Genomic DNA, 26,178 nt, shown 5'->3' with positions numbered 1-26,178 from the left:
CCCGCCGGGAAGGAAGGATTCGTTCCGAGGACCGCTACGGGGGAAGGATCGACCGGCATGGCACGGAAAGCGATCGGGACGGTGGCCGCACTGGCCGCGGCACTCGCACTGGTGTGGTTCGGCTACCTGGCCTTCTTCGACGAGGAGGAGAAGCCGTTCGTCACCTACCGCTACCGGGCCATGTGCGAGGAGCCCCAGAAGTTCGCCCAGGCGGCCCCCCGCTCCGACAAGGGCCCCCGCCCCGTGGTCATCGACGACTACTGGCTCGAGGCGGACTCCGGCTCGGACAAGCCGACCGCCGCCGACCTCCGGGTCTGGAACCCCGCGAAGCCGGAGACGGTGCAGCTCGTCGCCTGCGTCGACCGCACCGGCCGGGGCGAACAGGTCAAGCGCTGCATCTACCAGACCATGCCCGACGTCCTCGGCGGCACGGGCAGCGGCGAGACCAGGCAGCACCCGTTCTCCCTCTACCTCTACAAGGGCGTCTACAAGGTGACCGTGTACGAGGCCGCGACCGGCAAACGGCTGGGCAGCAAGGAGATCCACGGGGAACGCTTCCGCTCGGACGACCCGAACGGATCGATGGCCGACCCGTGTCCGCCGCGCACCATCGCCCCGAAGCCGGGCGAGGACGACGAGGAGGAGTCGGAGCCGACGCCCGCCCAGCTCCGAGAGTTCCTCGACCCGTACGTACTCGGCTGAACCGGCTCGCGGATCAGGTCACTTCGGCTGTTCGCGCACGTCCACCACGGTTCCGCCGGCGTGCTCGATCAGCGTCTTCGGGTCGAGCGGGAAGACCGTGTGCGGGGTGCCCGCCGCCGCCCACACCACGGCGTGGTCCAGCAGTCCGCGGTCGGCCAGCACCCGGGTTTTCGTACGGTGGCCGAAGGGCGGCACGCCCCCGATCGCGTAACCGGTCGTCTCCCGGACCAGGCCGGCGTCGGCCCGCCCGACCTTCCCGGCGCCCAGCTCCACGCGCACGCGCTCCACGTCGACGCGCGAGGAGCCGTCCATCAGGACCAGTACCGGTACGCCGTCGGCCTCGAAGATCAGCGACTTGACGATCTCGCTGAGCTCGCAGCCGATCGCGGCGGCGGCCTCGGCGGCGGTCCGGGTGGCCTCGGGGAACGTGCGGATCTCGACGTCGAGACCCAGTTCCCGCAGGGCCTCGGCGAATCGGGGGCGGGCCTCGGCGGCGGCCGTGGCAGGGGTGGCGGTGGTGTCGGTGGTGGTGTCGGGAGCGCTCATGCCCCGCACGCTAGCGAACGCGGTACGGGGCCTGCGACGGAGTTGCCGGGACACGCGGCGGTGACCCGGGCCAGGTGTGCCGGGCCAGGTGGGCCGGGCCGGGTTCCGGACCTGTCCCGGGCCCGGCCTCTGTCCCTCCCCGCTCCGGTTCAGGGCCCGGCGCGCAGGACCGTCGCGACCACCGGGCCCGCCGCATCGCCGCCGTGGCCACCGGCCTTGACGACCGCGGCGGCGGCCAGGTCGTTGCTGAAGCCGGTGAACCAGCTGTCGGACGTCTCCTGGTTGTCCACCTCCGCCGAGCCCGTCTTGGCGCCCTTGTCGCCGCCGACCGTGGCCATCGCCGCCTTGGCGGTGCCCCAGGCCGCCGTCTGGCGCATCATCTCGGTCAGCTGCCGGGAGACGTTCGGGGACAGCGACCTGGCGGCGGTGGCGATCACCCGGCCGTCGAGGTCCCGGTCCACGATGACCGGCTGGCGGAAGGTGCCGGTCCGCGCGGTGGCGGTGATGGACGCCACGTTGAGGGCGTTCATCTGGACCGTGCCCTGGCCGATGTACTGGGCCGCCGCCTCGCCGCCGGTCGCCTCGGGGACGCTGCCGTCGTAAGTCACCACGCCCGTCTGCCAGTTCAGGCCGATGCCGAAGACCTCACGGGCCTCCTCGGCGAGCGCCGCGTCGTCCTTCGTGTCGTCGATCAGCTTGATGAAGGCCGTGTTGCAGGACCGGGCGAAGCTGGTCGTCAGGGTGCCCTGCGGGATGTCGAAGCCGTCCAGGTTGTGGAAGGTGCGGCCCTGGTACATCGCGTTCTTCGGGCACTCGATCGGCTGGCCCGCCGAGGCGAGGCCCTTCTCGATCAGCATCGCGGCGGTCACGATCTTCATCGTCGAACCGGGCGCCTGCTTGCCCTGCAACGCCGCGTTGAAGCCGTTGGCCGGGCTGTTGGCGACGGCGCGGATCGCACCCGTGGACGGCCGGATCGCGACCACCGACGCCTGGCCGTACCTCTTCACCGCTGTCTCGGCCGCCGCCTGGATCCCGGCGTCCAGGGTGGTCACCAGCTTCCCCGGCTTGCCCTTGGTGAGCTTCAGCAGGGTCTTGTCGGGGGTCTTCCCGTCCGCGTTCTCGATCCAGGTCTCGATGCCCGCGGTGCCGCCGGCCTTCTCGCCGTACTTCTTGCGCAGCGCCTCCAGGATCGGCCCCAGCGAGGGGTACTTCTCCTTGGTGAGCACCTTGCCGTTGTGGTCGACCGCCTCGATCGCCGGGGTCGACGCCTCGCCCGTCCGCAGCGAAGCGCCGTCCGTCAGATCCGGGTGGACCACCGCGGGGGACCAGTCCACCAGCGGCCTGCCGGTGGTAAGGCCGCGCACCACGGTCAGCTCGGAGGCGTACGACCAGGGCTTGGACTTCCCCCCGAACGACACGGTGGCCTTCACCGTGTACGGCACCTTCGAGCCGACCGCCGGGCCCGGCGTGATCACCGCCTCGGTGACGTGGGCCACCTCGCGGTAGGCGGCGAGGACCGGTCCGGCCTCGCCCGCGTTGTTGGTCAGCTGGGACGCGGCGGCCGAGTCGCCGCTCGCCCACGCCTTCAGGAACTTCTTCGACGCCTCGCCGATCTCCTCCTCGGTGACCGGCCCCGTCTTCACCTCGGCGGACGCGGAACGGCTCTCCGCGCCGCTGCCACCGCCCCCGCCCAGGTCGTCCAGGATGTTGTACGCCCCGTACCCCACCCCGCCGACCACGACCGCGAATATTCCGCCGACCAGGGCGACCTTCGCTCCACTGCGCATCCTGCAGTCCCCTCCCCAGGAGCCCCCTTGAACGTGTTCAAGGGGATGCTGGTCGGCACACTACGGGAGGGGAGGGGCGGTCGAGACGGTTGTTATAGGAACGGGATACGCGATACCTGCACCCTGAACACGCAGCTCGGGCACGCCATTCGGGCAGGGCATTCCGCTGCCGAACGGCATGTTTCAGATGGTTCGTGCCACTGGTCAGGACGAGATGACCTGCTGGGCCAGGAACAGCGCCAGCGGGCCGCCCTGAAGGAGAAAACGTCCTTCGGCGGCGGCCTGGATCGCGTGGGTCATGGGCCACCACATCAGCTTGAAGTCCGCTTCGCCGGGCATGAGTTGCCGGGGGCCGCAGGTGAGTCCTTCGGCCAGGAAGAGACTGATGCGGGCGGGGGAGTCGAGGGTGATGGCGTAGGAGCCCAAGTGGCGCCAGGCGGCGGCGGTGACACCGGCTTCCTCGCGCAGCTCACGCCGTGCGCACTGTTCCGCCGTCTCCCGGCCCTCCCGGCGTCCCCCGGGCAGGAACACGTACGCGCCGCCGTGCTGGGGAAAGTCCGAGGTCAGGATGGCGACCCTGCCGTCCGTGTCACGGGCCACGATGACGGAGGCGTCGGACCGTGCCCCCCGGTCGGGTGCTGTGGTCATGGCCCGTGAGCGTAGCCACTCACTCCGACAGCAGGGCTGCGTACGGCACGTCGAGCACGGTCGGGTGAGCGATGCCGCGGCCGTGCCCGTGGGCACCGACAGTTGGGGCCGTTGCCATGACAACGGCCCCCGCCATGTGGCGAGGGCCGGTCGAGCAGAAGAGGGTCGAGGTCACAGGGCGCGGAACTCATCGTGCTGCAGGGCAGTGACGAACGACGACCACGCCGACGGTTCGAAGACGAGCGCGGGGGTCTCGGGGGACTTGCTGTCGCGAACGGGGACGATGCCCGAGTCGACGTGGGACGGTGCCCACTCGACGCAGTTGCCGCCGCCGTTACCGCTGTAACTCGACTTGACCCACTCCGTGCGGGAGGGGGCAGGTGCGGTACTCATGTTGGAAGTGCCTCCATTACGGACCGGATGAACGCCGCCGAGTCCCCCGGCGACAGGGCAGAGGCCCTCAGCAGATCGTATGCCCGCTGATGGTCGACGACGCTCTCCAGATCTTCCGTCAACGTGCCGGTCGTGATGCCTTCCTCGTAGGCGATCCGGGCACCGTCGTTCAAGGTCATCAGCATGAGGGAGCCACCGACCAGCGCATGTCCCATGAGGTCGAACGGGAGGACCTGAACCATGGTCACCCGGGTATGCGTCAGTTCTACGAGGTGCGCGAGCTGTGCCCGCATTACGGCCGTCCCGCCGAAGCCCCGTCGGAGCATGGTCTCGTCCAGTACTGCTGAGTAGTCCATCAGGGGGCCGGACCGGAACACCGACTGTCGGCTCAGACGGGCGGTGACCAGCTCTTCGATCCCGTCTTCCGATTTCCAGGGGTTGGCCATTCTGAACTGGGCCCGTGCATAGTCCTCCGTCTGCAAGAGCCCCGGCACGATCTGGCCGCTGTACTCCCCGATCACTCGTGCTCGCGCCTCAAGTTCCATGCGGCGTTGGAACTGGTCGGGGTGGATCTCCTTGCTCGCAAGCCGGTACAGCTCCTGGAAGATCCCGTCCGTACCGAAGGCGGCGTCCAGTCGGGGCGGCAGGTCCGGAGGTGGCATGGATTCTGCCGTCTCGATGCGGGACAGATGGCTGCGGCTGATGTTCACCACGTTGGACAGCGCCTCAAGGCTCATGTCTGCCAGCTCTCTGTGAGTGCGCATTTTCGCGCCGAACAAGTGCCGGGCGCTTCGGTCGGGGGTCAGTTCGCACGGACGTGCAGCCATGGTGCAACTCCCATCTCCCCAGTAGCGGCAGGGGACATGAATGCCTGTTGATCTCCGTCATGGAGAGCGACGCTTGAGGCACGCAACGTAGCGGATTCCCGTCAGGGCGGCAGACGAACGCAGGGAGTGTCGAGCATGGCGACGGCAGACAGGCAGCAGACAGTGCGGGACGAGGACGTAGACGCCGAGCGGGCGCGCGACGAGTTGAGGGATGTGCTGAGGGTGGCGGGGGTGAAGCTGCCGTCCCTGTCCCTCGATGCCGTTTCCTGTGCGGGGACCGCCCCGGGTGTGCTGGTCGACCTGGGGCGGTGCAATGTGGAGACGGCCCGTGCGCTCGCTGTCGCGCTCCGGCGGGGGGTGGGGCGGTGACCCGGCGGGTGTTCCGTTACGTTCCGTTCTCCGTCGAGCAGGACGTGACGGCGGAGCCGGAGTACGGGGCGCGTTGTGTGTCCGGTGACGAGACCGAGTGCGGTGCGGAGTCCGGTGCGTACGGCGGTCCCGGGCCGGTGGAGGAGTGGCAGCGCGGGCACACGCAGGAGACGGGGCACCGGCGCTGCCGCCGGAACTTCGGCGACTACGCGGTGCTGCGGCCGTTGACCGACGAACCGGCCCGGCTCGCGCGGACGCACGGGGGCGCGCCGTGAGGTTCGCCCCTGCCGCAGGGCGGCCGTGGCGCGATGCGTGGCCGCCGGTCGCGCGGGCGGATGACGGCAACGCGTGGGTGGAGGGGGCCTGTTGGTTGTACTGCCGACGCGAGGGCGTGCGCGTGCTGTGGATCGGTTCCGTGCACACCCCCGGCGCGACGGGCGACGTGTACGCGTGCGGCCCGTGCCTGATGGAGATCGACCGCATAGTGCGAGCCCAGACCCACCACCGCGACGCAACCGACAGCCGCGCCGCACGCCCCGCACGGACCGTGCGGCCCGCGAGACTCGCCCTGCCCGCCCACACACCGCCTGCGGGCGGGCCCGGGACGACGGCGTGCGAGCACCGGCAGACCGAGAACCGCGCCGGAAAGACCTTCTGCCGGACCTGCGAACGACAGCTCTACCTGTGAAGACTCCTGTCCTGGCTGGATCATCTGTCCGAAGCACGCGGACCGGCTCAGGGCCCGGCCGCCCGTGGGTCATCAGTGGACACCGGGTGAGTGCCTACCTGAGTGACGGCGCTGACGCACACAGAGCTTCCGCCAACTTGAAGTCGCAGGTCAAAGGGCTGGTGTGATCGACCCCCGGGGTGCTCGTGCTGGTCGTGGGCGGGAGTCCGCGGAGTAGATCGTCCGTCAGCACAAGCGATTCACCGGTTTCTGCTCGCTGTGGCCGGGCGGCCTTCCACGATCCGCTGTATGGATCCCGAGCTGCTGGAACGGATCACCGCGCGGCGGGCGGAACTGGACGAGCTCGAAGAACAGCTGGCCAAGCAGTTGGCTGAGGTGCGGACAGAGCAGGACGAACTCGCCATCGCTGAGCGAGTCCTTGAACGTGTGATTGAGTAGCTCGCTGATGAGCGCGCCTCGACCGCGCTGGCGCCCGGGCAGGTGGGTGGCCGGGCAGTGATGCTGATTCCGCACCGTACGTCAGGTGCGGAGGAGGTTGTTCTCCCGCCGGACTATCAGCGCATTCTCACGGTCGTGCGGCAGGGCGCCGGACCTGTCATGGCTCGGCAGGTCGGTGAAATGCTGGGGGGTGGATGTCAGCGTGCGGGCCAAGCTGGAACCGCTTCGAGCGAAGCTAGTCCGACTGGCCGATCGGGGCTGGCTGCGCAAACAGCCCGACGGCGGTTCGCTCCTCGCCTGTAGGAAGGGGCCGGTTCTCACGGCTCCTGTCCGCCCGTCAGTGTGTTGGCCGGCGCTTCGGAGCGCAGCCACCCGCACTAGCTTTACGTAGCCAATCTGCTACTTTCCGTGCATGACCTTCGAACCAACACGCCGCCAAGCGCTCCGGGTCATGCTCGGGGGCCTTGCTGCGTCATGCCTTGCAGGCCACGGGCGCCCCGCAGTGGCCGCACCCCGCCACAAGAAGGGTCTTCCGGAGTACCAGGCTCGCTACCGCGAGCTGTTCAAAGCATGCGGTAAGGACCCGGACAAGAAGGCACTTGTCGGGCAGCAGCTACTTGACAACTACGAGCGCGACGCGCGTGCCTATCACGTACCCGATCGTGCCGCCGTGGTGCGCATGCACGCCGCTCTCGTGCGTCAGCGCCAGGCCCGCCGGACCGGCGGGAGTTCCTGCCCCGCAGAGCGGTGAAGGTTCACTTCCGGAAGTGGCTGGGGTAGTCGTTGGCCTCCGCCTTCCGCCGGAGCTCGGCGTCATCGGGGTGCAGGCTCAAGGATCGGTTGATCAGGACCTCCTCGGCCTCCACCCTGTCCGGATCCGTCAGGCAGCATTCCACCGGGCACACCGCCTGACACGCGAGCTGGTCGTAGAAACCTACGCACTCCGAGCAGGCGCTGGGGTTGATCACGTAGATCTCGTCACCCGCCTCGATCGCCTCGTTCGGACACTCGGGCTCGCAGGCGCCGCAGTTGATGCAGTCTTCGGTGATCTTGATGGCCATGACGGCTCGCTCCTGTCGCTTGGTGCAGTCCGATGACCAACGAGCGAACAGCCGGGCAGTGCCGCGTGGTGCCTCCGTATGGGGCCCGCCGGCCAGTGCTTCTCCAGCGACCACCAGGGCTGCCGGTCCGTCGTCCCGTCTGAACATCCTGTGACAGACAGGCCGCAGCCTGAACAGTGAGGCATGGGGGTAACCACAGTGCCCCCGGCAGCCGTTGGAGTTGTGTGACGAAAGCCAAGGAACGCGCCGAGAACACCTGCCCGCTTGTCTACCAGTGCCGTCTGCCGCTGTCCACGCACACCGTCAACCATCTCGCCGGCCTGCTGCGGCACCACCTGAAGGCGATACGGTCCCGGTGGCGGATCCTGCCACCCGGACGGATCGCAGTGATCGTCCTGGCCGTACTGCGCCACGATCAGCGCCTGGCCGACATGCCCGGCGGCAACGACGTGTCCGAGTCCACCGTGCGCCGCTGGCGGGACGAGCTGATCGGACTGCTCGCCGCCCAGGCACCGCGCTTGGACCGTGCCCTACGGAAGGTAGCCAAGCCGGGCGGGGAGGTGGTCCTGATCGACGGCACCCTCATCCGCACCCAGCGCCGCACCGGAAGAGCCGACCGACGGAACTACTCCGGCAAGCATCACAGCCACGGCCTGCACTTCCTCGCTCTGACCGACGAAAAGGGCCGCCTGATCTGGATGTCCGCCGCCCGCCCCGGCCGAACCCACGACAACACCGCCGCCCACCACGACCACATCCTGACCCACCTGCGCGCCGCCAGCCTCGGGGCGTTGGCCGATCTCGGCTTCCGCGGACTGGACAACGACATCCTCGACCCCGTGATCGTCACCGGCCACACCGCCGGCCGAACCCACAAGCTCACCCCAGGCGAGAAGGAAGCCAACCGCGTCCTCGCCGTCGGACGCGCACCGGTCGAGCACGGCTTCGCCCACCTCAAGAACTGGCGGATCCTCATCAAACTCCGCGCCAACCCCGCCCGCGTCCCCAACTGCTCTGCGCTCTGCTCGTCCTGACGGACCTCGAAGTCAAACACTGACAGATGATCTTCTCTGCGGACTCCCGCCCATGACCAGCACGAGCACCCCGAGGACCAATCACACCAGCCCTTTGACCTGCGACTTCAAGTTGGCGGAAGCTCACAGTGGTGCAATCGCGGACGCCTACGAACCATCACGCGAGGCGAGACGTACAGCGACCCAAGAGCCAACACGTACCCAGGTTGCTTCGGGGTGAAGAGGCCACGGGTTCAAATAACCCGGCCCTGCCAGCAGAGCCTGCTGGCAAAGGTCTTGCTTGATCCACCTGGGTCTCATCGCGGGCCCAGGTGGCAGCTCGGACCCGGCCAGTTGGCATTTAGCTCGATCAGTACCTTCTTGCGTCCGAAAGGGAAGCCGCAGCACTCCGAATGTTGTCGACTGCGCCGTTGAGAGCTTCCGGCAGATTTGCTACTTGCTTCAAGGCCTGAGCTGCGGAGGTCAGCAAGCTGATGTCTTGCAGATGAGCGAGCTCGTCACCGGCCTCCAGCAGCAACGGCGCGTTGTCCTGAAGGTGTGCCAGGTCTCGGCTGGCCTGGTAAACCATCCAGGCTGTGTCTTCCGAAATGTCAGGTGTACGCCCCTGGGTGTACTCAAGATCCGTCTTGAGGATCTTGAGGAGGGACGACAATTCCGGCATTTGTTTGGCGATGGCTCCCAGTAATGGAGCGAGCCGATCAACGTATTGATCCTGAGCCTCTTGGATCATCTTGACCAACCGGGCCTCAGTCAGCCCGCTCAATCCGGCAAGGGCATCCTGAACCGCCCCGGGTTCGGTAGAGATCTCAGATTGTGGTTGTGACCTGGGGTTTCGTGGATTCCATGTAGTGATTGGCCTCGTATTCGGCGGGCGGGACGTGGTCTATCTCACCGTGAAGTCGGCGGTGGTTGTACCAGTCGACGTACTCGGCGGTGGCGAGCTCGACCTGCGAGAGCGTCTTCCAGGGCCTCTGGGGCTTGATCAGCTCGGTCTTGAACAGGCCGATCGTGCTCTCCATCAGGGCATTGTCGTAGGCGTCCCCGACCGATCCGATCGAGGCGGCGATGCCGGCGGCGTCCAGGTGCTCGGCGAGCCGGAAACTCGTGTACTGCGAACCCGCATCGCTGTGATGGATCAACTCTCCCGGCCGAATGGGGTGTTGGTCGCGGTCGCGTTGCCAGATCGCCATCTCCAGGGCGTCCAGCACGAAGACCGTCTCCTTCACGGTGGCCGCGGACCAGCCGACGATCCGGCGGGAGAAGGTGTCCACGACGAAGGCGACATAGACGACACTGGCCCAGGTCTTTACATGCGTGAAGTCCGCGACCCAGCAGCGGTTCGGGGCGCTCGCGACGAAGTCGCGGTCCACCAGGTCCGGGGCCCGCTCGGCCTGGCCGCCGGGAAGCGTGGTGATCACACGTCTGCCGCGGACCGCGCCGGCGATGCCGAGCTCGCGCATCAGGCGTTCGACGGTGCAGCGGGCCACGACGTGGCCCTGCCGGTTCAGCTCCCTCCAGATCTTCCTCGCCCCGTAGACACGGTAGTTGGAGTCGTGGACGTGCTGGATCAGTTCCTTCAGCTCGCCGTCCCGCACGGTCCTGGCGGACGGCACGGTCCGGCGCTTGTGGTGGGCGTAGTAGGTGGAGGGGCGATCTTGCAGTCGTGTGCGCTCAGCACACGGCAGATCGGCTCGACGCCGCCGAAGCGGTCCCGGTGCTCGTCGATGAACGCTACGAGCGTGTGTGTGGCCGGTCGAGCTCGGCCGCGAAGAAAGACGCCGCGGCCTTCAGGATCCCGTTGGCCCGCTTCAGCTCGGCGACTTCCTTCTTCAGAGCCTTGACCTGGGCGGACTCCTCCGTCGTGGTCCCCGGACGGGTCCCCGCGTCGATCTCGTGCTGCTTCACCCAGTTCCGCAGCGTCTCGCGGGAGCCGATGTCCAGCTTCTCGACCACCGCCTGCAAGGCCGCGGTATCGGTCGGGTGGTCGCCGCGGACCTCGGCGACCATGCGCACCGCACGTCGGCGCAGCTCAAGCGGGTAACGGGAAGGTCGTGCCATGACTCGATCCTTTCATGAAATCGAGTCTCCACTTCACCCGGGGCGGTTCATCCTGTCCGTCGGCTTCGCGGACGCGCTTCCATCCCTCAAGGATTTCCACGGTGTACTTCTCACCGTCCACGCCGTCGACGCGCTTGTGGTGCACATTGCACAACAACAGCAGGTTGGCGAAGCTGTTCCTTTTGTCCAGGTTCCAGGAAGGGTCGTACCGTTTCCCGCCAGCTTTCAGAGCGCGAATGTGAGCGATGTCCAGGTTCAGGACAGGCTTGCCGTCGATGATGCGCACCGTTGGTGCTCCACAGCGGGGGGCGTAGCAGCCGCCCCTCGCTAAGGTCATGAGTGCGGCGATGGTGGTGTTGTCGTACTTCCTGTGCGTTTCTTCGGCCATGGTGTCTTCCTCTAATCGACAGGACTGCTTGGGATGATAGGGAGAGACACTGACAACTGGTTTAGATCGGTTGAGGGCGAGGGTGGCTCGGGCGGTGGCGTCGATGCGGCCGAGGCTGAGGGTGATCCGTTTGAGGGAGCGCCAGCACTCCTTGAGTTCGGCGGCGGTGCGTTCGCCGAGTGCCCGGATGGTCCACAGGGGGCGTTGCAGGTCCTTGCGCCGGGGTGGAGCCGTTGGCGGAAGCTACCGCGTGACTTCTTCACCGGGTGAAGTTCCCCCAGTGAAGTGCATCAGCTCCAGCCCCGAACCGACCAGCTCGCGGAGGATGTTCACGTAGTCGGCAGTGGCCAGTTCCCGCACCCGGGCCCTGACCTTGTACCGATCGTTGCCCCAGCAGACACGTGGGCTCGATGTGCTCGGCGGCGCGCTCGGAGTTCCGGCCTGACCACGAGCGTCCTTGAACGCGGAGGCGGGCGGTCCGGCCCGTGCCCGGGCGGCGCGTCCCGGCCGGGAGGTCACCGGGGTGCCGGGTCCAGCCAGGGCCGTCGTCCCGGGCCGGTCGGGTGGGTGCCGGTGACGCCCATGACCACCGAGTAGAGGCTGGTCCCGGCGGTGATGAAGAGGCGGTTGCGCTTGGCGCCGCCCCAGGAGATGTTGGCGACCGTCTCGGGGACGTCCAGGCGGCCGATCAGGGCGCCGTCGGGGTCGTAGCAGTGCACGCCGTCGTCCAGGGCGGCGGCCCAGAGCCGGCCGCCGTCGTCGAAGCGGAGGTTGTCGAAGCGGGCCTTCTCGCGGGCTGCCGCCTCGGCGAAGACCTCGCCGTCCGACAGCGTGCCGTCGTCCCGCACGTCGAAGACCCGGATGAACCCGGCCCGGGTGTCGGAGACGAACAACTGCCGCTCGTCCGCCGAGAAGACCAGCCCGTTCGGGGCGCCGAAGCAGTCCGCGGCCAGGCGCACCTCGCCGGAGGCCGGGTCGATCCGGTAGACGTTGTTGGAGCCGATCTCGCTCTGCGCGCGGTGGCCCTCGTAGTCGCTGGTGATGCCGAAGTCCGGGTCGGAGAACCAGATCGAGCCGTCGGACTTCACCGCCGCGTCGTTCGGACTGTTCAGGCGCCTGCCCCGCCAGCGGTCGGCCAGCACCGTGATCGTGCCGTCGTGTTCGGTCCGGGTCACCCGGCGGTTGCCCTGCTCGCAGGTGATCAACCGGCCCTCGCGGTCGAGGGTGTTGCCGTTGGTGTGCCCGGCCGGGCGGCGGAAGACGCCGACCGCGCCGGTCTCCTCGTCCCAGCGCAGCATCCGGTCGTTGGGGATGTCGCTCCAGACCACCTGGCGCCAGGCGGGCAGATAGACCGGTCCCTCGGCCCAGCGGCAGCCGGTGTACAGGACCTCCAGCGCGTCGTCGCCGTTCATGCACCGCCCGGTACGGAACCGGTCGTCGAACATCTCGTACAGCCCGGGGCGTTCACCGCTCACAGGATCCACTCCTCACGAAAGGCACCGTGCGCCGAATGAAAATCGGCCCGAAGTGAAGATTGTGAGATGAGATATGGTCACCGCAAGGGAAATCCGAACGGAGAGTTGTGGATCACATAGACCGCGAGCTGCTGGACCTGCTCCAGCAGGACGCCACCCAGTCCTACGCCGCGCTGGGGCAGGCCGTCGGCCTGTCCGCCGGCGCCGCCCACGAGCGGGTGCGGAAGCTGCGCGAGCGCGGCGTCATCCGGCGGACCACGGCCGAGGTGGACCCGGTCGCCGCGGGCGGTGCCGTGCTGGCCTACGTGATGGTCGACTCGACGTCCTGGATGGGCGATTCGGCACAGGACTTCGCCGCGCTCCCCGAGATCCTGGAGGCGCACGTCATCGCCGGCAGCGCCTCGGTGCTGGTGAAGGTCAGGACCGCGACCACCGAGCAACTGCAGGACGTGCTGCGCCGGATCTACGCCATCGACGGGGTCAGCGGGACGCAGGCCACGGTGGTCCTGGAGACCTTCTTCGAGCGGCAGCTCTCCCCGCTCGCCGCCGACCCCTCCTGATCCGGACGGGGCGGGCCCTCAGGGGACGGTGAGCACGATCTTGCCGGTGGTGCGGCCCGTCTCGCCGAGCGCGTGCGCCTTCGCCGCGTCCGCGAGCGGGAAGACGGCCTCGACGTGGGGACGCAGGGAACCGGCGGCGGCCAGTTCGGCGACCGCGTTCATGCCGGCGTGGTCGGCCTCGACGAGCAGGGTCCTGACACGGACCCGGCGGGCGGCGGCCTTCCCGGCCTCGTCGGGATCGGTTCCCGGCAGGAGCGACACGAGGACGCCGCCCGGCCGCAGGACGTCGAGGGAACGGGCACGGGTGTCGCCGGACAGGGGGTCGAGCACCACGTCGACCTCCCGGACGGCGTCGCGGAAGTCGGTGGTGCGGTAGTCGACCACCTCGTCCGCGCCGAGGGAGCGGACGAAGTCGTGCTTGGGGACACTGGCGGTGCCGATCACGTACGCCCCGCGGGACTTGGCGATCTGGACGGCGAGATGGCCGACCCCGCCGGCCGCCGCGTGGACCAGGACGTGCTGCCCGGCCCGTAGCGCGGCGGTGTCGACGAGTGCCTGGTGGGCGGTGAGGGCGGCGAGCGGCAGGGCGGCGGCCCGGACGTGGTCGAGGCCGGCGGGCTTGTGCGCGAAGGCGCGGGCGGGGCCCGTCACGTACTCCGCGTGGGAGCCGACGCCGTGCGGGTAGGGCAGCATCCCGAAGACCTCGTCGCCCGGCTCGAACAGGGTGACGCCGAAGCCGACGGCCTCGACGACGCCGGACACGTCCCAGCCGAGGACGAGCGGCAGGCGGTTCAGGAAGAGGCCGGCGGCGCGGTGCTTCCAGTCGGTCGGGTTCATCCCGGCGGCGCGCACGGCGACCAGGACCTGCCCCGGGCCGGGCACGGGCCGCGGCAGCACGACCTCCTTCAGCACCTCGGGGGTGCCGTGGGTGTCCTGGCCGATGGCGCGCATGGTGGTGGGGTTCGTCATGTGCTCCAGCCTCGCCCCGGACCCCGGGGCCGTACCATGGCATGAATGCCATCTTCCGACGGGATCGTGCCATGGCTGTCCATCGTGTCGTCGTCCTCGCGCTGGACGGGGCGTACCCCTTCGAGCTCGGCATCCCGAGCCGGGTCTTCGGTGCGCTCCTGGACCGTTACGAGGTACTGACCTGTTCCGTCGACGGCGGCCCCGTCGCCACGAACGCGGACTTCTCGGTCACGGTGGGGCACGGGCCCGAGGTGCTCGCGACGGCGGACACGGTGCTGCTGCCGCCCTTCGACATCTCCCGGCTCTCGCGCGAGCTGCCGCCGGGAGCGGCCGAGGCGCTCGCGGCGGTACGGCCCGGAGCGCGGATCGTGTCGATCTGCACGGGCGCCTTCGTACTGGCGGCCGCGGGGCTGCTCGACGGCCGACCCGCCACCACCCACTGGGCCGTCGCCGACGTCTTCCGGTCCTGGTACCCGCGGGTGGCGCTGGACCCGGACGTGCTGTTCGTGGACGACGGGGACGTGCTGACCTCGGCCGGTGCCGCCTCCGGCGTCGACGTCTGCCTGCACCTCGTGCGGCGGGACCACGGCACCGCCGTCGCCAACCACGTGGCCCGGGCCTGCGTCGTGCCGCCGTGGCGGGACGGCGGCCAGGCCCAGTACATCGAGCACCCGGTGCCCCCGGCGTCCGCGAACGGCACCTCGGCCACCCGCCAGTGGGCGCTGGAGAACCTGCACGAGCCCCTGACGCTGACGGAGCTGGCGGGGCACGCCCGGATGAGCCTGCGCACCTTCGCGCGCCGGTTCCACGACGAGGTCGGCACGAGCCCCGGCCGCTGGCTGATCCAGCAGCGCGTCTCCCGGGCCCAGCACCTCCTGGAGACCACCGACCTCGCCGTCGACGACATCGCCGGACAGGTCGGCTTTGCCACCGGCACCTCGCTGCGCGAGCACCTGCACGCCGCGATCGGCGTCTCCCCGCTCGCGTACCGGCGCACCTTCCGGGGCGCCGGTACGCCGGGCTGAACCCTCCCGGACGGAGGGTCCTGGACCGACGGAGGGTCCTAGATCCAGGTGTCCAGCCACATCCGGTCGCGCCACGAGCCGTCGGGGATCGGCGAGCCCGTGTAAATCGGCCAAAAATAGATGAAGTTCCAGATGATCAGCAGCACCAGGACGCCCGCCCCGATCGCGCCCAGCGTCCGCCGGCGTTCCAACGCCGGGTCGTCGCCCACCGGGACGGCCTCCACCGGGAGAGCCTCCACCGGGCCGATTCCCGCCGGACCGGTTCCCGTCGGGACGGCCTCCACCGGACCGGTTCTCGCCGCCCCGGTTCCCGCCGGGCCGGCTCCCACCGGGCCGGCTCCCACCGGGCCGGTTCCCGTCAGGCCGGGCACCGCTCTCGCCCCCGGCCCCAGCATCGCGCCGATCATCATCGTCACCGCCAGACACAGGAACGGCACGAACACGACCGCGTAGAACAGGAAGATCGTCCGCTCCTGGTAGAAGAACCAGGGCAGCCAGCCCGCCGCCACACCGCAGACGATCGCGCCCGCCCGCCAGTCGCGGCGGAAGAACCACCGCCACAGCACGTACGCCAGGGCGAAGCACGCCGCCCACCACAGCAGCGGCGTCCCGATGGCCAGCACCTCGCGGGCGCACTTGCCGCTGCCCGACGTCGTGCAGCCCGGCTGCTCCTCCCAGAAGTACGAGACGGGCCGGCCGAGCACGATCCAGCTCCAGGGGTTGGACTGGTAGGTGTGGCCGGACGTCAGGTTCACGTGGAACTCGTAGACCTGGTACTCGTAGTGCCACAGGCTGCGCAGCCAGTCCGGCAGCCACGTCCAGTTGCCGCCCTGCCCGTCCGTCGCCGCCCAGTTCCGGTAGTAGCCCTTGCCGGTGACGATCCACCCGGTCCAGGAGACGACGTACGTCAGGATCGCGACCGGCACCGTCGAGACGAAGGCCGGCAGCAGGTCCCGCTTCAGCACCGCCGTGTACGGCCGGATAGCGCCCGCCGTCCGCCGCGCGCCCACGTCCCACAGCACCGTCATCAGACCGAAGGCGGCCAGCACGTACAGGCCGTTCCACTTGGTGGCGAAGGCCAGCCCCAGCATCAGCCCGGCGACGATCCGCCACGGGCGCAGCCCGAGCCGCAGCCCCTCCGCGACCTCCACGTCGGGACGCAGCACCCCCTCCTCGTCGACCGGCAGCGCGGCGGCCAGCCGGCGCCGCGCCCAGTCGCGGTCGATCAGCAGCGCACCGAACGCCGCCAGCACGAAGAACATCAGCACCAGGTCGAGCAGCGCGGTGCGGCTCATCACGAAGTGCAGGCCGTCCACGGCGAGCAGCGTGCCCGCCAGGCAGCCCAGGAACGTCGAACGGAACAGCCGTCGGCCGATCCGGCACAGCATCAGCACCGACAGCGTGCCGAGCACCGCCACCATGAACCGCCAGCCGAACGGCGTGAAGCCGAAGAGCTGTTCACCGAAACCGATGATCCACTTGCCGACCGGCGGGTGGACCACGTAACCCGGATCGACCGGGATCTCCACCTTCGACGGGTCTTCCAGGATCAGCTTGTCGATGTCCTTGGGCCAGTCGCCCTCGTACCCCTGGTTGACCAGCGCCCAGGAGTCCTTCGCGTAGTACGTCTCGTCGAATATCAGCGCGTGCGGGCTGCCCAGGTTCCAGAACCGCAGCACCCCGGCGACCAGCGCCACCAGCAGCGGTCCGCCCCAGGCCGACCACCGCACCAGGCGCTCGGCCATCGGTGGGGAGACCCCGAGCACCGCCCACAGCTGGGCGCCGGGCCGGGTGTACGGCGGAACAAGCCGTTCGCGCAGCCCGATGCCGGGCCGGGGCGAATGACCGAAGCGGCGCAGCCGCTGCTGCCAGGATGCCGACTCTTCGCCGTGCGGTTCCCCGGCGTCTTGGCCCGGCCGGGCTTCGGGCGCAGTACTCGTCACCGCGCCATCGTAGGGAACGCGCCCGTGCGAGCGCTGGCACCCGGGCTGGGAGGATGATTCCTGTGACTGGAACGACTGGAACGCTGGTACTGGCAGGAACCCCCATCGGTGACGTGGCGGACGCCCCGCCGCGGCTCGCCGCCGAACTGGAGACGGCGGACGTCGTCGCGGCCGAGGACACCCGCAGGCTGCGCCGCCTCACCCAGGCGCTCGGCGTCCACACCACGGGCCGGGTCGTCTCCTACTTCGAGGGCAACGAGGCGGCCCGCACGCCGGAGCTCGTCGAGGCGCTGACCGGCGGGGCCCGGGTGCTGCTGGTCACGGACGCCGGGATGCCGTCCGTCTCCGACCCCGGCTACCGGCTGGTGGCCGCCGCGGTGGAGAAGGACATCAGGGTCACCGCGGTCCCCGGCCCCTCCGCCGTGCTCACCGCGCTCGCCCTCTCCGCACTGCCCGTCGACCGGTTCTGCTTCGAGGGCTTCCTGCCCCGCAAGGCGGGCGAGCGGCTCGGCAGGCTGCGCGAGGTCGCCGCGGAACGCCGCACGATGGTCTTCTTCGAGTCCCCGCACCGGATCGGCGACACCCTCGCCGCGATGGCCGAAGTCCTCGGTGCCGACCGGCGGGCGGCCGTGTGCCGGGAACTGACCAAGACGTACGAGGAGGTCAAGCGCGGCCCGCTGGGCGAACTGGCGGCCTGGGCGGCCGACGGGGTGCGCGGCGAGATCACCGTCGTCGTCGAGGGCGCGGCCGACACCGGCCCCGGGGAACTGGACGCGACGGAGCTGGTGCGCCGGGTGCGGGTGCGCGAGGAGGCGGGGGAGCGGCGCAAGGAGGCCATCGCCGCCGTCGCCGCCGAGGCGGGGCTCCCCAAGCGCGAGGTGTTCGACGCCGTCGTCGCGGCAAAGAACGCGGCTCGGACCGGCCCCGAAGAGGCCAAGGGACTATCGTGAAAAGCAAAGCGAGAGCCGCGCGCGGACCCTTTTCGCCACGAGAAGACCAAAACCGCTCCAACACTCGACAGGGACCGATGCGCTCCCGCCGGTAAAGGCGTCCACTGGGTCAGGGACGCATTCTCCGGAGTGCTTTGTCCGGCGGACAAAGGAGCAGGGCATGAGCGAGACCGCAGTGACCACCGCGCACGAGGCGTACGCCTTCGCCTGCATGAGGTGCGGGTACGGGTGGGAGCAGGCCTATGAGATAGAGCACCACCTCGACGGTTCCAACAACGACTTCGTCATATACAAGGCGGACGGGGAGCGGGTGCCCTCGCCCCTCTCCAGGCCCACCTGCATGAACTGCGGCGGCCACGTGGTCCGGATCATGCGGGCGGGGCGGGTCTCGACCGTCCAGCAGCTGCTCCACAACCCCCAGCCGTCCCGGTCGGCGGCCCCGCCGGCACCCGCGACCACGTCCGGCCAGAACGAAGCCGACACCGAGGCCAAAGCCGACGCCGACGCCCGGCAGGCCTCGGCCGCCACCGCCGCGCCCTCGGACCCGGGGCGCCACCGGCACCTGTCCGACCTGCTGCACCCCTTCCACCACCGCAAGTAAACGGGCGGCGGCGGACGACCGGGGGCTTCGGACGTACAGGGGCTTCGGACGTACGGTCGTGGGCTCCTGTGCAGTCGTGGGCTCCCGGGCAGTCGTGGGTTCTCGTACGGGCACGGGTCCTGGCGTGGGCCCCGGCGCGGTCCTCGTACGATCGTCGGCATGAGCCGTACCGAAGCCCCGCCGCTGCCCGAACCCCTCCGGGTGCCGGTCGCCGATTCGCACACCCACCTGGACATGCAGGACGGCACCGTCGAGGAGGGCCTGGCCAGGGCCACCGCGGTGAACGTCACCACCGTGATCCAGGTGGGCTGCGACGTGGCCGGGTCGCGCTGGGCCGCCGAGACCGCCGCCGCGCACGCCTCCGTGTACGCCGCCGTCGCCCTCCACCCCAACGAGGCGCCGCGCATCGTGCACGGCGACCCGGACGGCCGGTCGCGCCAGGGCGTGCGCGAGGCCGGCGGGACGGCCGCGCTGCACGAGGCGCTGGCGGAGATCGACGCGCTGGCTGCTCTCGACCACGTGCGCGGCGTCGGCGAGACCGGACTCGACCACTTCCGCACCGGCCCCGAGGGCATGGCCGCCCAGGAGGAGTCCTTCCGGGCCCACATCGAGATCGCCAAGCGGCACGGCAAGGCGCTGGTCATCCACGACCGCGAGGCCCACGCGGACGTGCTGCGCGTCCTCGCCGACGCGGGCGCCCCCGAGCGGACCGTCTTCCACTGCTACTCCGGCGACGCCGACATGGCCCGGATCTGCGCGGACGCCGGGTACTTCATGTCCTTCGCGGGCAACGTCACCTTCAAGAACGCCCAGCCGCTGCGGGACGCCCTGGCCGTCGCGCCGACGGAGCTGGTGCTGGTCGAGACGGACGCCCCGTTCCTGACCCCCGCCCCGTACCGGGGACGGCCCAACGCGCCCTACCTCATCCCCGTCACGCTGCGGGCCATGGCCGAGGTGAAGGGCCTGGACGAGGACACCCTGGCGGCGGCGATCGCCGACAACACCGCGCGAGCCTTCGACTACTGAGGAGGCATTCGACTACTGAGAGGGCCTTCAAACACTGAGGAGCCTTCGACCGCTGAGGAGGCCTTCGACTACTGAGGGGGGCGGGCTCAGAACTTGAGCCCCTTAAGCTTGAAAAGTGAGCACCACTGAGCCCGACGCCCTCCTGGGCCCCGCAGACATCCGCGAGCTGGCCGCGAAGCTGGGCGTGCGCCCGACCAAGCAGCGCGGCCAGAACTTCGTCATCGATGCCAACACGGTCCGCCGGATCGTCCGCACGGCGGAGGTCCGCCCGGAGGACGTCGTCGTCGAGGTCGGTCCGGGGCTCGGCTCGCTGACCCTGGCGCTGCTGGAGGCGGCGGACCGGGTCGTCGCCGTCGAGATCGACGACGTGCTGGCGGCGGCGCTGCCGGCCACCGTCGCCGCCCGGATGCCGGAGCGCGCCGACCGCTTCGCCCTGGTGCACTCCGACGCGATGCTGGTCCGGGAGCTGCCGGGCCCGGCGCCGACCGCGCTGGTCGCCAACCTCCCGTACAACGTCGCCGTGCCGGTCCTGCTGACGATGCTGGAGCGCTTCCCGTCCATCGAACGCACCCTGGTCATGGTCCAGGCCGAGGTGGCCGACCGGCTGGCCGCCCGGCCGGGCAACAAGGTCTACGGCGTGCCGTCGGTGAAGGCCAACTGGTACGCGGAGGTCAAGCGGGCCGGGGCCATCGGGCGCAACGTCTTCTGGCCCGCCCCGAACGTCGACTCCGGACTGGTCTCGCTGGTCCGCCGCACCGAACCGGTCACGACGAGCGCGAGCCGGGCCGAGGTCTTCGCGGTGGTCGACGCGGCCTTCGCCCAGCGCCGCAAGACGCTGCGGGCGGCCCTGTCCGGCTGGGCGGGCTCCGCCCCGGCCGCCGAGGCCGCGCTGGTCGCGGCCGGGATCTCGCCGCAGGCCCGCGGCGAGGCACTGACGATCGAGGAATTCGCGGCCATCGCCGAGCACAAGCCGGCCGCCGACGTTCCTGAGCCCGACGCCGCCACGGGCAGCACCGGGGGTGCCGCATGAGCACGGCCGTCACCGTCCGCGTCCCCGCCAAGGTCAACGTCCAGCTCGCGGTCGGCGCCCCGCGCCCCGACGGCTTCCACGACCTGGCCAACGTCTTCCTCGCCGTCGGCCTGTACGACGAGGTCACCGTCACCCCCGCCGACGGACTGCGGATCACCTGCTCCGGCCCGGACGCCGCCCAGGTCCCGCTGGACGCGACGAACCTCGCCGCCCGCGCCGCGATCGAGCTGGCCGAGCGGCACGGCATCGCCCCCGACGTGCACATCCACATCGCCAAGGACATCCCCGTCGCGGGCGGCATGGCGGGCGGCAGCGCCGACGGCGCCGCCGCGCTCCTGGCCTGCGACGCCCTGTGGGGCACCGGCGCCACCCGGGAGGAGCTGCTCGACATCTGCGCACGGCTGGGCAGCGACGTCCCGTTCAGCCTGGTCGGCGACGCCGCCCTCGGCACCGGACGCGGCGAGAAGCTGACCCCGATCGAGGTCGGCGGCACCTTCCACTGGGTCTTCGCGGTCGCCGACGGCGGGCTCTCCACCCCGGCCGTCTACGGCGAGTTCGACCGGCTCACCGCCGGCACGGACGTACCCGCCCCCGTCGCCTCCCCGGCGCTCCTGGCCGCGCTGCGCTCCGGCGACACCACCGCGCTCGCCGGCGCCCTGAGCAACGACCTCCAGCCCGCCGCGCTCTCCCTGCGCCCCTCGCTGGCCGACACCCTCGCCGCGGGCACCGGGGCCGGCGCCCTGGCCGCCCTGGTCTCCGGCTCCGGCCCGACCACCGCGTTCCTGACGGCGGACGAGGAATCGGCCCGGAAGGTCGCCGACGCGCTGACGGCATCCGGGACGTGCCGCAAGGCGCGCACCGCGGTGTCGCCCGCACCGGGTGCGCAGCTCGTCTGACGGGGGTGCCGCTACCGCCCGTAGTGGTAGCGGCACGAGGCGATGCGCACCTCGTCCTCGACCACGCGGTGCACGAGCCGGTGTTCGTCGCTGATCCTGCGCGACCAGTACCCGTGGAAACCGTGCCGCAGGGGCTCGGGTTTGCCGATGCTCCCGTTCCTGTTCCCGTTGCGGGCTCGTGCCGGACGAACTTCATTCGACGAGCTCCCGCACCGTGCCGCCGCCGTTCTCGAGGTCGTCGATCGCAGCCAGGACACGACGCGCGTTCTCCGGGCTGCGGTAGAGGTAGGCCGTCTCCTTCATGGCCTCGTACTCGTCGAGCGCCACGATCACCACGGGCTCGTGGCCTGCACGCGTCACTACGACCTCTTCGCGGTCATCGACGACGGAGCTCAGGGTCTCGGCGTACTTGGCGCGCGATTCCGTGTAGGTCATGGTGCGCATGCTCGTCTCCCGGTACGTCCGACGTAGAGGAACCCGTACGTACGGAAAACCGTACATTCGGGCCCATCGGGCGGCAGGGCCGCCGCGCGGAACCCCGTCCGCCGCCCCGTACCCTGGGAAGTCGATCGATCCCACGGGGCAGGAGTGAAATGGCCGTCAATCTGGTCAATGTCGAGCAGGTCAGCAAGGTGTACGGCACCCGTGCCCTGCTCGACGGCGTGTCCCTCGGGGTCTCCGAGGGGGACCGGATCGGTGTCGTGGGCCGCAACGGCGACGGCAAGACGACCCTCATCCGGATGCTCGCCCGGCTGGAGGAGGCCGACAGCGGGCGCGTCACCCACAGCGGCGGGCTGCGCCTGGGCGTCCTCACCCAGCACGACTCGCTCGACCCGGGGGCGACCATCCGCCACGAGGTGATCGGCGACCTCGCCGACCACGAGTGGGCGGGCAGCGCCAAGATCCGCGACGTCCTCACCGGACTCTTCGGCGGGCTCGCGCTGCCGGGCTTCGAGCACGGCCTGGACACCGTCATCGGCCCGCTCTCCGGCGGCGAGCGGCGCCGCATCGCGCTGGCCAAGCTGCTCATCGCCGAGCAGGACCTGATCGTCCTCGACGAGCCCACCAACCACCTCGACGTCGAGGGCATCTCCTGGCTGGCCGGCCACCTCCGGGCCCGCCGCTCGGCCCTCGTCTGCGTCACCCACGACCGCTGGTTCCTCGACCAGGTCTGCACCCGCATGTGGGACGTCCAGCGCGGCACGGTCCACGAGTACGAGGGCGGCTACAGCGACTACGTCTTCGCACGCGCCGAACGGGAGCGGATCGCCGCGACCGAGGAGGCCAAGCGGCAGAACCTGATGCGCAAGGAGCTGGCCTGGCTGCGCCGCGGCGCCCCGGCCCGCACCTCCAAGCCCCGCTACCGCATCGAGGCGGCCAACGAGCTGATCGCCGACGTGCCGCCGCCGCGCGACACCAGCGAGCTGATGAGGTTCGCCAACGCCCGGCTCGGCAAGACCGTCTTCGACCTGGAGGACGTGACCGTCCAGGCCGGCCCCAAGACGCTGCTCACCCACCTCACCTGGCAGCTCGGCCCCGGCGACCGGATCGGCCTGGTCGGGGTCAACGGCGCGGGCAAGACCTCGCTGCTGCGGGCGCTGGCCGAGGCGGCCCGCACCCAGGGCGACGTCCAGCCCGCCGCCGGGCGGATCGTCGTCGGCAAGACCGTCAAGCTGGCCTACCTCTCCCAGGACGTCGCCGAGCTCGACCCGGACCTGCGGGTCCTGGAGGCCGTGCAGCAGGTGCGCGACCGGGTCGATCTCGGCAAGGGCCGGGAGATGACCGCCGGCCAGCTCTGCGAGCAGTTCGGCTTCACGAAGGAGAAGCAGTGGACCCCGGTCGGGGACCTCTCGGGCGGTGAGCGCCGGCGGCTCCAGATCCTGCGCCTGCTGATGGACGAGCCGAACGTCCTCTTCCTCGACGAGCCCACCAACGACCTGGACATCGAGACCCTGACCCAGCTGGAGGACCTCCTCGACGGCTGGCCCGGGTCGATGGTCGTGATCTCCCACGACCGGTTCTTCATCGAGCGGACCACGGACCGGGTGATGGCGCTGCTCGGCGACCGCACGCTGCGGATGCTGCCGCGCGGGATCGACGAGTACCTGGAGCGCAGGCAGCGGATCGAGGAGGCGGCGACCCCCTCCGCCGCGCCCGCGCCGGCCAAGGAGAAGGAAGCCCCCGCCGCCACGACGCTCTCCCCGCAGGCCGCCCGCGCGGCGAAGAAGGAACTCCAGAAGGTCGAGCGGCAGCTCGACAAGATCTCGACGCGCGAGACCGCGCTGCACGCCCAGATCGCCGAGCACGCCACGGACTTCGAGAAGGTGGCGAAGCTCGACGCGGAGCTGCGCGAACTGGTCGCCGAGCGCGACGAGTTGGAGATGCGCTGGCTCGAACTGGCCGAGGACGCCTGACCGTCGGAGACGGCCGACGCCCCGCCGGGCAGCCGTCGGGAGCTTGCCGGGCGGCTGACCGGAGCCGGTCGGGCGGTCGGCGGGAGCCTGTCGGGTCGCCGGTGGGGGCGTGCTTGGCGTGGGCGTTGGGGCTGGTGGGGCGGGTGGTAGAAAGAAACCTTGCCCCGGCACCGCAGCCGGACGGGGCCCGTACGCAGCACGAAGGGGGACGCGCCGATGACCCAGCCGCCCGGCCAGCAACCACCGCAGGGAGGCTTCGGGGCTCCGTACGACCCCGCGACCGGACCGGACCAGCCGTCACCTGCCGCACCACCGGCCCCGGCGCCGGCGCCAGGGCCGGGGTACGGCACCCCGGCCCAGCCCGGCCCGTACAACGCGCCTTCCCAGCCGGGCCCGTACAACGCCCCCGCCCAGCCCGGCCCGTACAACACCCCCGCCCAGCCCGGCCCGTACGGCAACCCGGCCCAGCCCGGTCCGTACAACGCCCCCGCCCAGCCGGGCCCGTACAACGTGCCGACCCAGCCCGGTCCGTACAACCTCCCCGCGCAGACCGCGCCGTACGGCGGTCCGGGGCAGCCCGGGGGGCCGGCGGGGAACGGCGGCGGCGGGTTCTTCCGGGGTCGGCGGGGAGCGGTCCTCGGTGCCGTGCTCGCCGTGGCGCTGCTGGCCGGGGGCGGCGTGTGGCTGGCCGTCGGCGGGGACGACGGGAAGAAGTCCGGGGCGAACGGGAGCACCGGCGCCGACCAGGGCTCCTCGTCCGGCGGGAAGGGCGGCGGGAAGAACGACAAGTCCGGGGACGCGGACGCGGACAAGGCCGCGGCCGAGCGCGCGGAGGCACTGCGCGCGGAGGTCGCCGGGATCAACGACGGGCGGAAGACCGGCGAGGCGAAGGCCCTCTGGCTCCAGGAGGGCGGCGTCGACCTGCCGCGCAACGGCTCCGACGTGTACGGGCCCTGGATCGTCGGCGATACCGTCGTGAAGGCGATGTACCGCACGGTCTCCGGCTACTCCGTCGGCGACGGCAGGCAGAAGTGGAGCCTGCGCCTGCCGGGTTCCATGTGCGCGGCCCCCTCGCAGGCCACCGCCGACGGCAGGATCGTCCTCGGGGTCATGAGCGGCAGCGGCACCGAGGAGTTCTGCGACGCGCTCCAGATGGTCGACCTCAACACCGGCAAGGCCGGCTGGTACAAGAAGTACAAGCGGGTGGGCGCCTGGGACGGCCTCTCCGACCCCGCGATGGCGATCAACGGGGACACCGTGACCGTCGGGCGCAAGACCAGGACGGACGCCTTCCGGGTCTCCGACGGCAAGGTGCTCTTCGGTGAACTGCCGGGCAACTGCCAGCCGTTCGGCTTCGCGAGCGGCCCCGTCGCGGTGGCCGCGGCCAGCTGCCAGACGGCGGCCGACGACCACAAGGAACAGCAGGTCAAGCGGATCGACCCGGCCACCGGCAAGGTCCTGTGGACGTACAAGGTCAAGAAGGGCTGGGAGATCTCGCAGTTCTACTCGGTCAGCCCGCTGGTCGTCTCGCTACGGAAGCCGGAGGAGAAGAAGTGGGCCGTTCTCCTGCTCAACGACAACGGGACCTACCGCTCCCAGCTGGTCGGTGACGACCCGAACTACCGGACCCGGTGCGACACCGACCTCCTCACCTCCGGCAAGGCCCTCGACGGCTGCCTGGGCGTGACGGCCGACGAGCACGGCGTCTACCTGGCGACCGAGCCCGAGTCCGGGCTCGACCCCACCAACAAGGTCGTCGCCTTCGACCTGAACACCGGCAAGGTCAAGTGGAAGGCGGACTCCCCGGCCGGGCAGACCCTGATGCCGATGCGGGCGGAGGGCGGCAGGCTGCTGATGCACCTGGGCGCGGTGAAGGGCAAGGGCGGCGGCATCCTCTCCCTCCCGCCGACCGGCGGCACCCCGCAGACGGTGCTGCGGCACCCGGCGTCGGGAGCCGACGCCGAACGGGAACTCTTCGAGCCCAAGGTCGCCTACGCCGACGGGCGTTCCTTCCTCATGTCCTCCAGGATCAGCGGCATCGAGGACGGCGACGAGGAGAAGGCCAAGTCCATGGGGGTCTACGGCAACTGACGCACCGGGGCGCACGGCCGGTGCGCGGCAGGGCGCACGGTTCGGGCACGCCGGGGCGTACGGACCGGTGCGCGGCAGGGCGCACGGCCGGTGCGCGGCAGGGCGTCGGAAGCCCGCTCCCCGGCGTTCCCCGGGGCGTAACGGAGGCATCACGGGCCGGTTCTCCCTTGGGAACAGGGAGTGGACCGCCCCGGTGCCCCGGGTGTTGCGGGTGGTACAAAGAAGGCCCGCTCGACTGACGCAACGCCGCGGGATCCAT

28 protein-coding genes and 2 pseudogenes are annotated in these 26,178 nt (G+C 70.5%); 16 read left to right on the top strand and 14 right to left on the bottom strand.

Translation table 11 applies throughout. The features are described 5' to 3' along the window. The first annotated feature begins 57 nt into the window (after positions 1–57). Positions 58–702 (top strand): hypothetical protein, encoded by a 645-nt coding sequence (locus tag OCT49_RS13135; RefSeq protein WP_283852058.1) that lies wholly within the window; start codon positions 58–60, stop codon positions 700–702. An 18-nt stretch (positions 703–720) separates the two neighbouring features. On the opposite strand, the gene OCT49_RS13130 is transcribed toward OCT49_RS13135, so the two are convergent. From OCT49_RS13130 to OCT49_RS13110, 5 genes are all read right to left on the bottom strand, one after another. After that, positions 721–1,248 (bottom strand): YbaK/EbsC family protein, encoded by a 528-nt coding sequence (locus tag OCT49_RS13130; RefSeq protein ID WP_283852057.1) that lies wholly within the window; start codon positions 1,246–1,248, stop codon positions 721–723. A gap of 149 nt (positions 1,249–1,397) precedes the next feature. Further along, positions 1,398–3,035, bottom strand: coding sequence for a penicillin-binding transpeptidase domain-containing protein (locus OCT49_RS13125; RefSeq protein ID WP_283852056.1), 1,638 nt, complete (start codon positions 3,033–3,035; stop codon positions 1,398–1,400). Between the two features lie 204 nt (positions 3,036–3,239). Continuing rightward, the gene (locus tag OCT49_RS13120) at positions 3,240–3,683 is read right to left on the bottom strand and encodes an NUDIX hydrolase (protein ID WP_283852055.1); all 444 of its coding nucleotides are present in this window, start codon (positions 3,681–3,683) and stop codon (positions 3,240–3,242) included. 171 nt (positions 3,684–3,854) lie between these two features. Further along, positions 3,855–4,076, bottom strand: a complete 222-nt coding sequence (locus tag OCT49_RS13115) for a DUF397 domain-containing protein (protein ID WP_283852054.1) — start codon at positions 4,074–4,076, stop codon at positions 3,855–3,857. Then, complete coding sequence (locus OCT49_RS13110) at positions 4,073–4,903, bottom strand: helix-turn-helix domain-containing protein (protein ID WP_283852053.1); 831 nt, start codon at positions 4,901–4,903, stop codon at positions 4,073–4,075. The genes OCT49_RS13115 and OCT49_RS13110 overlap by 4 nt, the downstream gene beginning before the upstream one ends. Before the next feature lie 135 nt (positions 4,904–5,038). Between OCT49_RS13110 and OCT49_RS13105 the strand changes: the two genes are divergently transcribed. The 5 genes from OCT49_RS13105 to OCT49_RS13085 all read left to right on the top strand — a co-directional run bounded on the left by OCT49_RS13105 (position 5,039) and on the right by OCT49_RS13085 (position 7,149). Continuing rightward, positions 5,039–5,272, top strand: a complete 234-nt coding sequence (locus OCT49_RS13105; RefSeq protein ID WP_283852052.1) for a hypothetical protein — start codon at positions 5,039–5,041, stop codon at positions 5,270–5,272. Further along, positions 5,269–5,547 (top strand): DUF7848 domain-containing protein, encoded by a 279-nt coding sequence (locus tag OCT49_RS13100; RefSeq protein WP_283852051.1) that lies wholly within the window; start codon positions 5,269–5,271, stop codon positions 5,545–5,547. Before OCT49_RS13105 ends, OCT49_RS13100 begins: the two co-directional genes overlap by 4 nt. A 95-nt stretch (positions 5,548–5,642) precedes the next feature. After that, complete coding sequence (locus OCT49_RS13095; protein ID WP_283852050.1) at positions 5,643–5,960, top strand: hypothetical protein; 318 nt, start codon at positions 5,643–5,645, stop codon at positions 5,958–5,960. A 288-nt stretch (positions 5,961–6,248) separates the two neighbouring features. Continuing rightward, entirely contained in the window at positions 6,249–6,398 is a 150-nt protein-coding gene (locus OCT49_RS13090; protein WP_283852049.1) for a hypothetical protein, read from the top strand. A gap of 412 nt (positions 6,399–6,810) precedes the next feature. Next, positions 6,811–7,149, top strand: a complete 339-nt coding sequence (locus OCT49_RS13085; RefSeq protein WP_283852048.1) for a hypothetical protein — start codon at positions 6,811–6,813, stop codon at positions 7,147–7,149. A gap of 4 nt (positions 7,150–7,153) precedes the next feature. On the opposite strand, the gene OCT49_RS13080 is transcribed toward OCT49_RS13085, so the two are convergent. Continuing rightward, the gene (locus OCT49_RS13080) at positions 7,154–7,459 is read right to left on the bottom strand and encodes a YfhL family 4Fe-4S dicluster ferredoxin (protein ID WP_283852047.1); all 306 of its coding nucleotides are present in this window, start codon (positions 7,457–7,459) and stop codon (positions 7,154–7,156) included. Between the two features lie 224 nt (positions 7,460–7,683). Between OCT49_RS13080 and OCT49_RS13075 the strand changes: the two genes are divergently transcribed. Next, positions 7,684–8,493 (top strand): transposase family protein, encoded by an 810-nt coding sequence (locus OCT49_RS13075; RefSeq protein WP_283852046.1) that lies wholly within the window; start codon positions 7,684–7,686, stop codon positions 8,491–8,493. Between the two features lie 349 nt (positions 8,494–8,842). Here OCT49_RS13075 and OCT49_RS13070 read toward each other — a convergent pair whose 3' ends face one another. The 4 genes and pseudogenes from OCT49_RS13070 to OCT49_RS13055 form a co-directional block, all read right to left on the bottom strand. Beyond that, complete coding sequence (locus OCT49_RS13070; protein WP_283852045.1) at positions 8,843–9,256, bottom strand: hypothetical protein; 414 nt, start codon at positions 9,254–9,256, stop codon at positions 8,843–8,845. A gap of 43 nt (positions 9,257–9,299) precedes the next feature. Next, a pseudogene (locus OCT49_RS13065) lies at positions 9,300–10,551 on the bottom strand (IS3 family transposase). Beyond that, on the bottom strand, positions 10,523–10,939 hold the full coding sequence (locus OCT49_RS13060; protein ID WP_283852044.1) for a hypothetical protein: 417 nt from the start codon (positions 10,937–10,939) through the stop codon (positions 10,523–10,525). The pseudogene OCT49_RS13065 and the gene OCT49_RS13060 overlap by 29 nt, the downstream one beginning before the upstream one ends. Before the next feature lie 515 nt (positions 10,940–11,454). Then, positions 11,455–12,414 carry an SMP-30/gluconolactonase/LRE family protein gene (locus tag OCT49_RS13055; RefSeq protein ID WP_283852043.1) on the bottom strand — a complete coding sequence of 320 codons (960 nt, stop codon included), beginning with the start codon at positions 12,412–12,414 and terminating at the stop codon, positions 11,455–11,457. Between the two features lie 107 nt (positions 12,415–12,521). Between OCT49_RS13055 and OCT49_RS13050 the strand changes: the two genes are divergently transcribed. Beyond that, a complete protein-coding gene (locus tag OCT49_RS13050; protein WP_283852042.1) occupies positions 12,522–12,974 on the top strand; it encodes an Lrp/AsnC family transcriptional regulator in 453 nt (150 codons plus the stop codon). An 18-nt stretch (positions 12,975–12,992) separates the two neighbouring features. Here the strand turns inward: OCT49_RS13050 and OCT49_RS13045 are convergent, their stop codons facing one another. Next, positions 12,993–13,925 (bottom strand): NADP-dependent oxidoreductase, encoded by a 933-nt coding sequence (locus tag OCT49_RS13045; protein ID WP_283855781.1) that lies wholly within the window; start codon positions 13,923–13,925, stop codon positions 12,993–12,995. A 59-nt stretch (positions 13,926–13,984) separates the two neighbouring features. On the opposite strand from OCT49_RS13045, the gene OCT49_RS13040 reads away from it, so the two are divergent. Next, on the top strand, positions 13,985–14,968 hold the full coding sequence (locus OCT49_RS13040; RefSeq protein ID WP_502963366.1) for a GlxA family transcriptional regulator: 984 nt from the start codon (positions 13,985–13,987) through the stop codon (positions 14,966–14,968). Positions 14,969–15,006: 38 nt separating this feature from the next. Here OCT49_RS13040 and OCT49_RS13035 read toward each other — a convergent pair whose 3' ends face one another. Further along, entirely contained in the window at positions 15,007–16,911 is a 1,905-nt protein-coding gene (locus OCT49_RS13035; protein WP_283852040.1) for a dolichyl-phosphate-mannose--protein mannosyltransferase, read from the bottom strand. Between the two features lie 53 nt (positions 16,912–16,964). Between OCT49_RS13035 and rsmI the strand changes: the two genes are divergently transcribed. The 5 genes from rsmI to OCT49_RS13010 all read left to right on the top strand — a co-directional run bounded on the left by rsmI (position 16,965) and on the right by OCT49_RS13010 (position 21,414). Continuing rightward, positions 16,965–17,861: a 16S rRNA (cytidine(1402)-2'-O)-methyltransferase gene (rsmI, locus tag OCT49_RS13030; protein ID WP_283852039.1), complete on the top strand. Its 897-nt coding sequence runs from the start codon at positions 16,965–16,967 to the stop codon at positions 17,859–17,861. 160 nt (positions 17,862–18,021) lie between these two features. After that, a complete protein-coding gene (locus tag OCT49_RS13025) occupies positions 18,022–18,462 on the top strand; it encodes a hypothetical protein (RefSeq protein ID WP_283852038.1) in 441 nt (146 codons plus the stop codon). A gap of 159 nt (positions 18,463–18,621) precedes the next feature. After that, on the top strand, positions 18,622–19,488 hold the full coding sequence (locus tag OCT49_RS13020) for a TatD family hydrolase (RefSeq protein ID WP_283852037.1): 867 nt from the start codon (positions 18,622–18,624) through the stop codon (positions 19,486–19,488). 115 nt (positions 19,489–19,603) lie between these two features. Then, positions 19,604–20,518 (top strand): 16S rRNA (adenine(1518)-N(6)/adenine(1519)-N(6))-dimethyltransferase RsmA, encoded by a 915-nt coding sequence (gene rsmA, locus OCT49_RS13015; protein ID WP_283852036.1) that lies wholly within the window; start codon positions 19,604–19,606, stop codon positions 20,516–20,518. Continuing rightward, positions 20,515–21,414: a 4-(cytidine 5'-diphospho)-2-C-methyl-D-erythritol kinase gene (locus tag OCT49_RS13010; protein WP_283852035.1), complete on the top strand. Its 900-nt coding sequence runs from the start codon at positions 20,515–20,517 to the stop codon at positions 21,412–21,414. Before rsmA ends, OCT49_RS13010 begins: the two co-directional genes overlap by 4 nt. A gap of 11 nt (positions 21,415–21,425) precedes the next feature. Here OCT49_RS13010 and OCT49_RS13005 read toward each other — a convergent pair. Together OCT49_RS13005 and OCT49_RS13000 are read right to left on the bottom strand one after the other, a co-directional pair. Next, positions 21,426–21,587, bottom strand: a pseudogene (locus OCT49_RS13005) (Txe/YoeB family addiction module toxin); the annotation flags it as partial. Between the two features lie 19 nt (positions 21,588–21,606). Further along, positions 21,607–21,858 (bottom strand): type II toxin-antitoxin system Phd/YefM family antitoxin, encoded by a 252-nt coding sequence (locus tag OCT49_RS13000; RefSeq protein WP_283852034.1) that lies wholly within the window; start codon positions 21,856–21,858, stop codon positions 21,607–21,609. 149 nt (positions 21,859–22,007) lie between these two features. Between OCT49_RS13000 and OCT49_RS12995 the strand changes: the two genes are divergently transcribed. Together OCT49_RS12995 and OCT49_RS12990 are read left to right on the top strand one after the other, a co-directional pair. Continuing rightward, a complete protein-coding gene (locus OCT49_RS12995) occupies positions 22,008–23,828 on the top strand; it encodes an ABC-F family ATP-binding cassette domain-containing protein (protein WP_283852033.1) in 1,821 nt (606 codons plus the stop codon). Between the two features lie 216 nt (positions 23,829–24,044). Then, positions 24,045–25,919, top strand: a complete 1,875-nt coding sequence (locus OCT49_RS12990) for an outer membrane protein assembly factor BamB family protein (RefSeq protein ID WP_283852032.1) — start codon at positions 24,045–24,047, stop codon at positions 25,917–25,919. Positions 25,920–26,178: the final 259 nt, after the last annotated feature.

It is taken from the genome of Streptomyces sp. ML-6 (assembly GCF_030116705.1).
In the GTDB taxonomy this organism is placed as follows: Bacteria; Actinomycetota; Actinomycetes; order Streptomycetales; family Streptomycetaceae; genus Streptomyces.
This window is presented reverse-complemented; position numbering and strand designations above follow the sequence as displayed.

Bases quoted from the DNA above. Each gene is read 5' to 3' on its own strand.
- OCT49_RS13135 (WP_283852058.1), top strand. From the start codon at position 58: ATGGCACGGAAAGCGATCGGGACGGTGGCCGCACTGGCCGCGGCACTC.
- OCT49_RS13130 (WP_283852057.1), bottom strand. From the start codon at position 1,248: ATGAGCGCTCCCGACACCACCACCGACACCACCGCCACCCCTGCCACG.
- OCT49_RS13125 (WP_283852056.1), bottom strand. From the start codon at position 3,035: ATGCGCAGTGGAGCGAAGGTCGCCCTGGTCGGCGGAATATTCGCGGTC.
- OCT49_RS13120 (WP_283852055.1), bottom strand. From the start codon at position 3,683: ATGACCACAGCACCCGACCGGGGGGCACGGTCCGACGCCTCCGTCATC.
- OCT49_RS13115 (WP_283852054.1), bottom strand. From the start codon at position 4,076: ATGAGTACCGCACCTGCCCCCTCCCGCACGGAGTGGGTCAAGTCGAGT.
- OCT49_RS13110 (WP_283852053.1), bottom strand. From the start codon at position 4,903: ATGGCTGCACGTCCGTGCGAACTGACCCCCGACCGAAGCGCCCGGCAC.
- OCT49_RS13105 (WP_283852052.1), top strand. From the start codon at position 5,039: ATGGCGACGGCAGACAGGCAGCAGACAGTGCGGGACGAGGACGTAGAC.
- OCT49_RS13090 (WP_283852049.1), top strand. From the start codon at position 6,249: ATGGATCCCGAGCTGCTGGAACGGATCACCGCGCGGCGGGCGGAACTG.
- OCT49_RS13085 (WP_283852048.1), top strand. From the start codon at position 6,811: ATGACCTTCGAACCAACACGCCGCCAAGCGCTCCGGGTCATGCTCGGG.
- OCT49_RS13080 (WP_283852047.1), bottom strand. From the start codon at position 7,459: ATGGCCATCAAGATCACCGAAGACTGCATCAACTGCGGCGCCTGCGAG.
- OCT49_RS13060 (WP_283852044.1), bottom strand. From the start codon at position 10,939: ATGGCCGAAGAAACGCACAGGAAGTACGACAACACCACCATCGCCGCA.
- OCT49_RS13045 (WP_283855781.1), bottom strand. From the start codon at position 13,925: ATGCGCGCCATCGGCCAGGACACCCACGGCACCCCCGAGGTGCTGAAG.
- OCT49_RS13040 (WP_502963366.1), top strand. From the start codon at position 13,985: ATGAATGCCATCTTCCGACGGGATCGTGCCATGGCTGTCCATCGTGTC.
- rsmI (WP_283852039.1), top strand. From the start codon at position 16,965: ATGATTCCTGTGACTGGAACGACTGGAACGCTGGTACTGGCAGGAACC.
- OCT49_RS13025 (WP_283852038.1), top strand. From the start codon at position 18,022: ATGAGCGAGACCGCAGTGACCACCGCGCACGAGGCGTACGCCTTCGCC.
- OCT49_RS13020 (WP_283852037.1), top strand. From the start codon at position 18,622: ATGAGCCGTACCGAAGCCCCGCCGCTGCCCGAACCCCTCCGGGTGCCG.
- OCT49_RS13010 (WP_283852035.1), top strand. From the start codon at position 20,515: ATGAGCACGGCCGTCACCGTCCGCGTCCCCGCCAAGGTCAACGTCCAG.
- OCT49_RS13000 (WP_283852034.1), bottom strand. From the start codon at position 21,858: ATGCGCACCATGACCTACACGGAATCGCGCGCCAAGTACGCCGAGACC.
- OCT49_RS12995 (WP_283852033.1), top strand. From the start codon at position 22,008: ATGGCCGTCAATCTGGTCAATGTCGAGCAGGTCAGCAAGGTGTACGGC.
- OCT49_RS12990 (WP_283852032.1), top strand. From the start codon at position 24,045: ATGACCCAGCCGCCCGGCCAGCAACCACCGCAGGGAGGCTTCGGGGCT.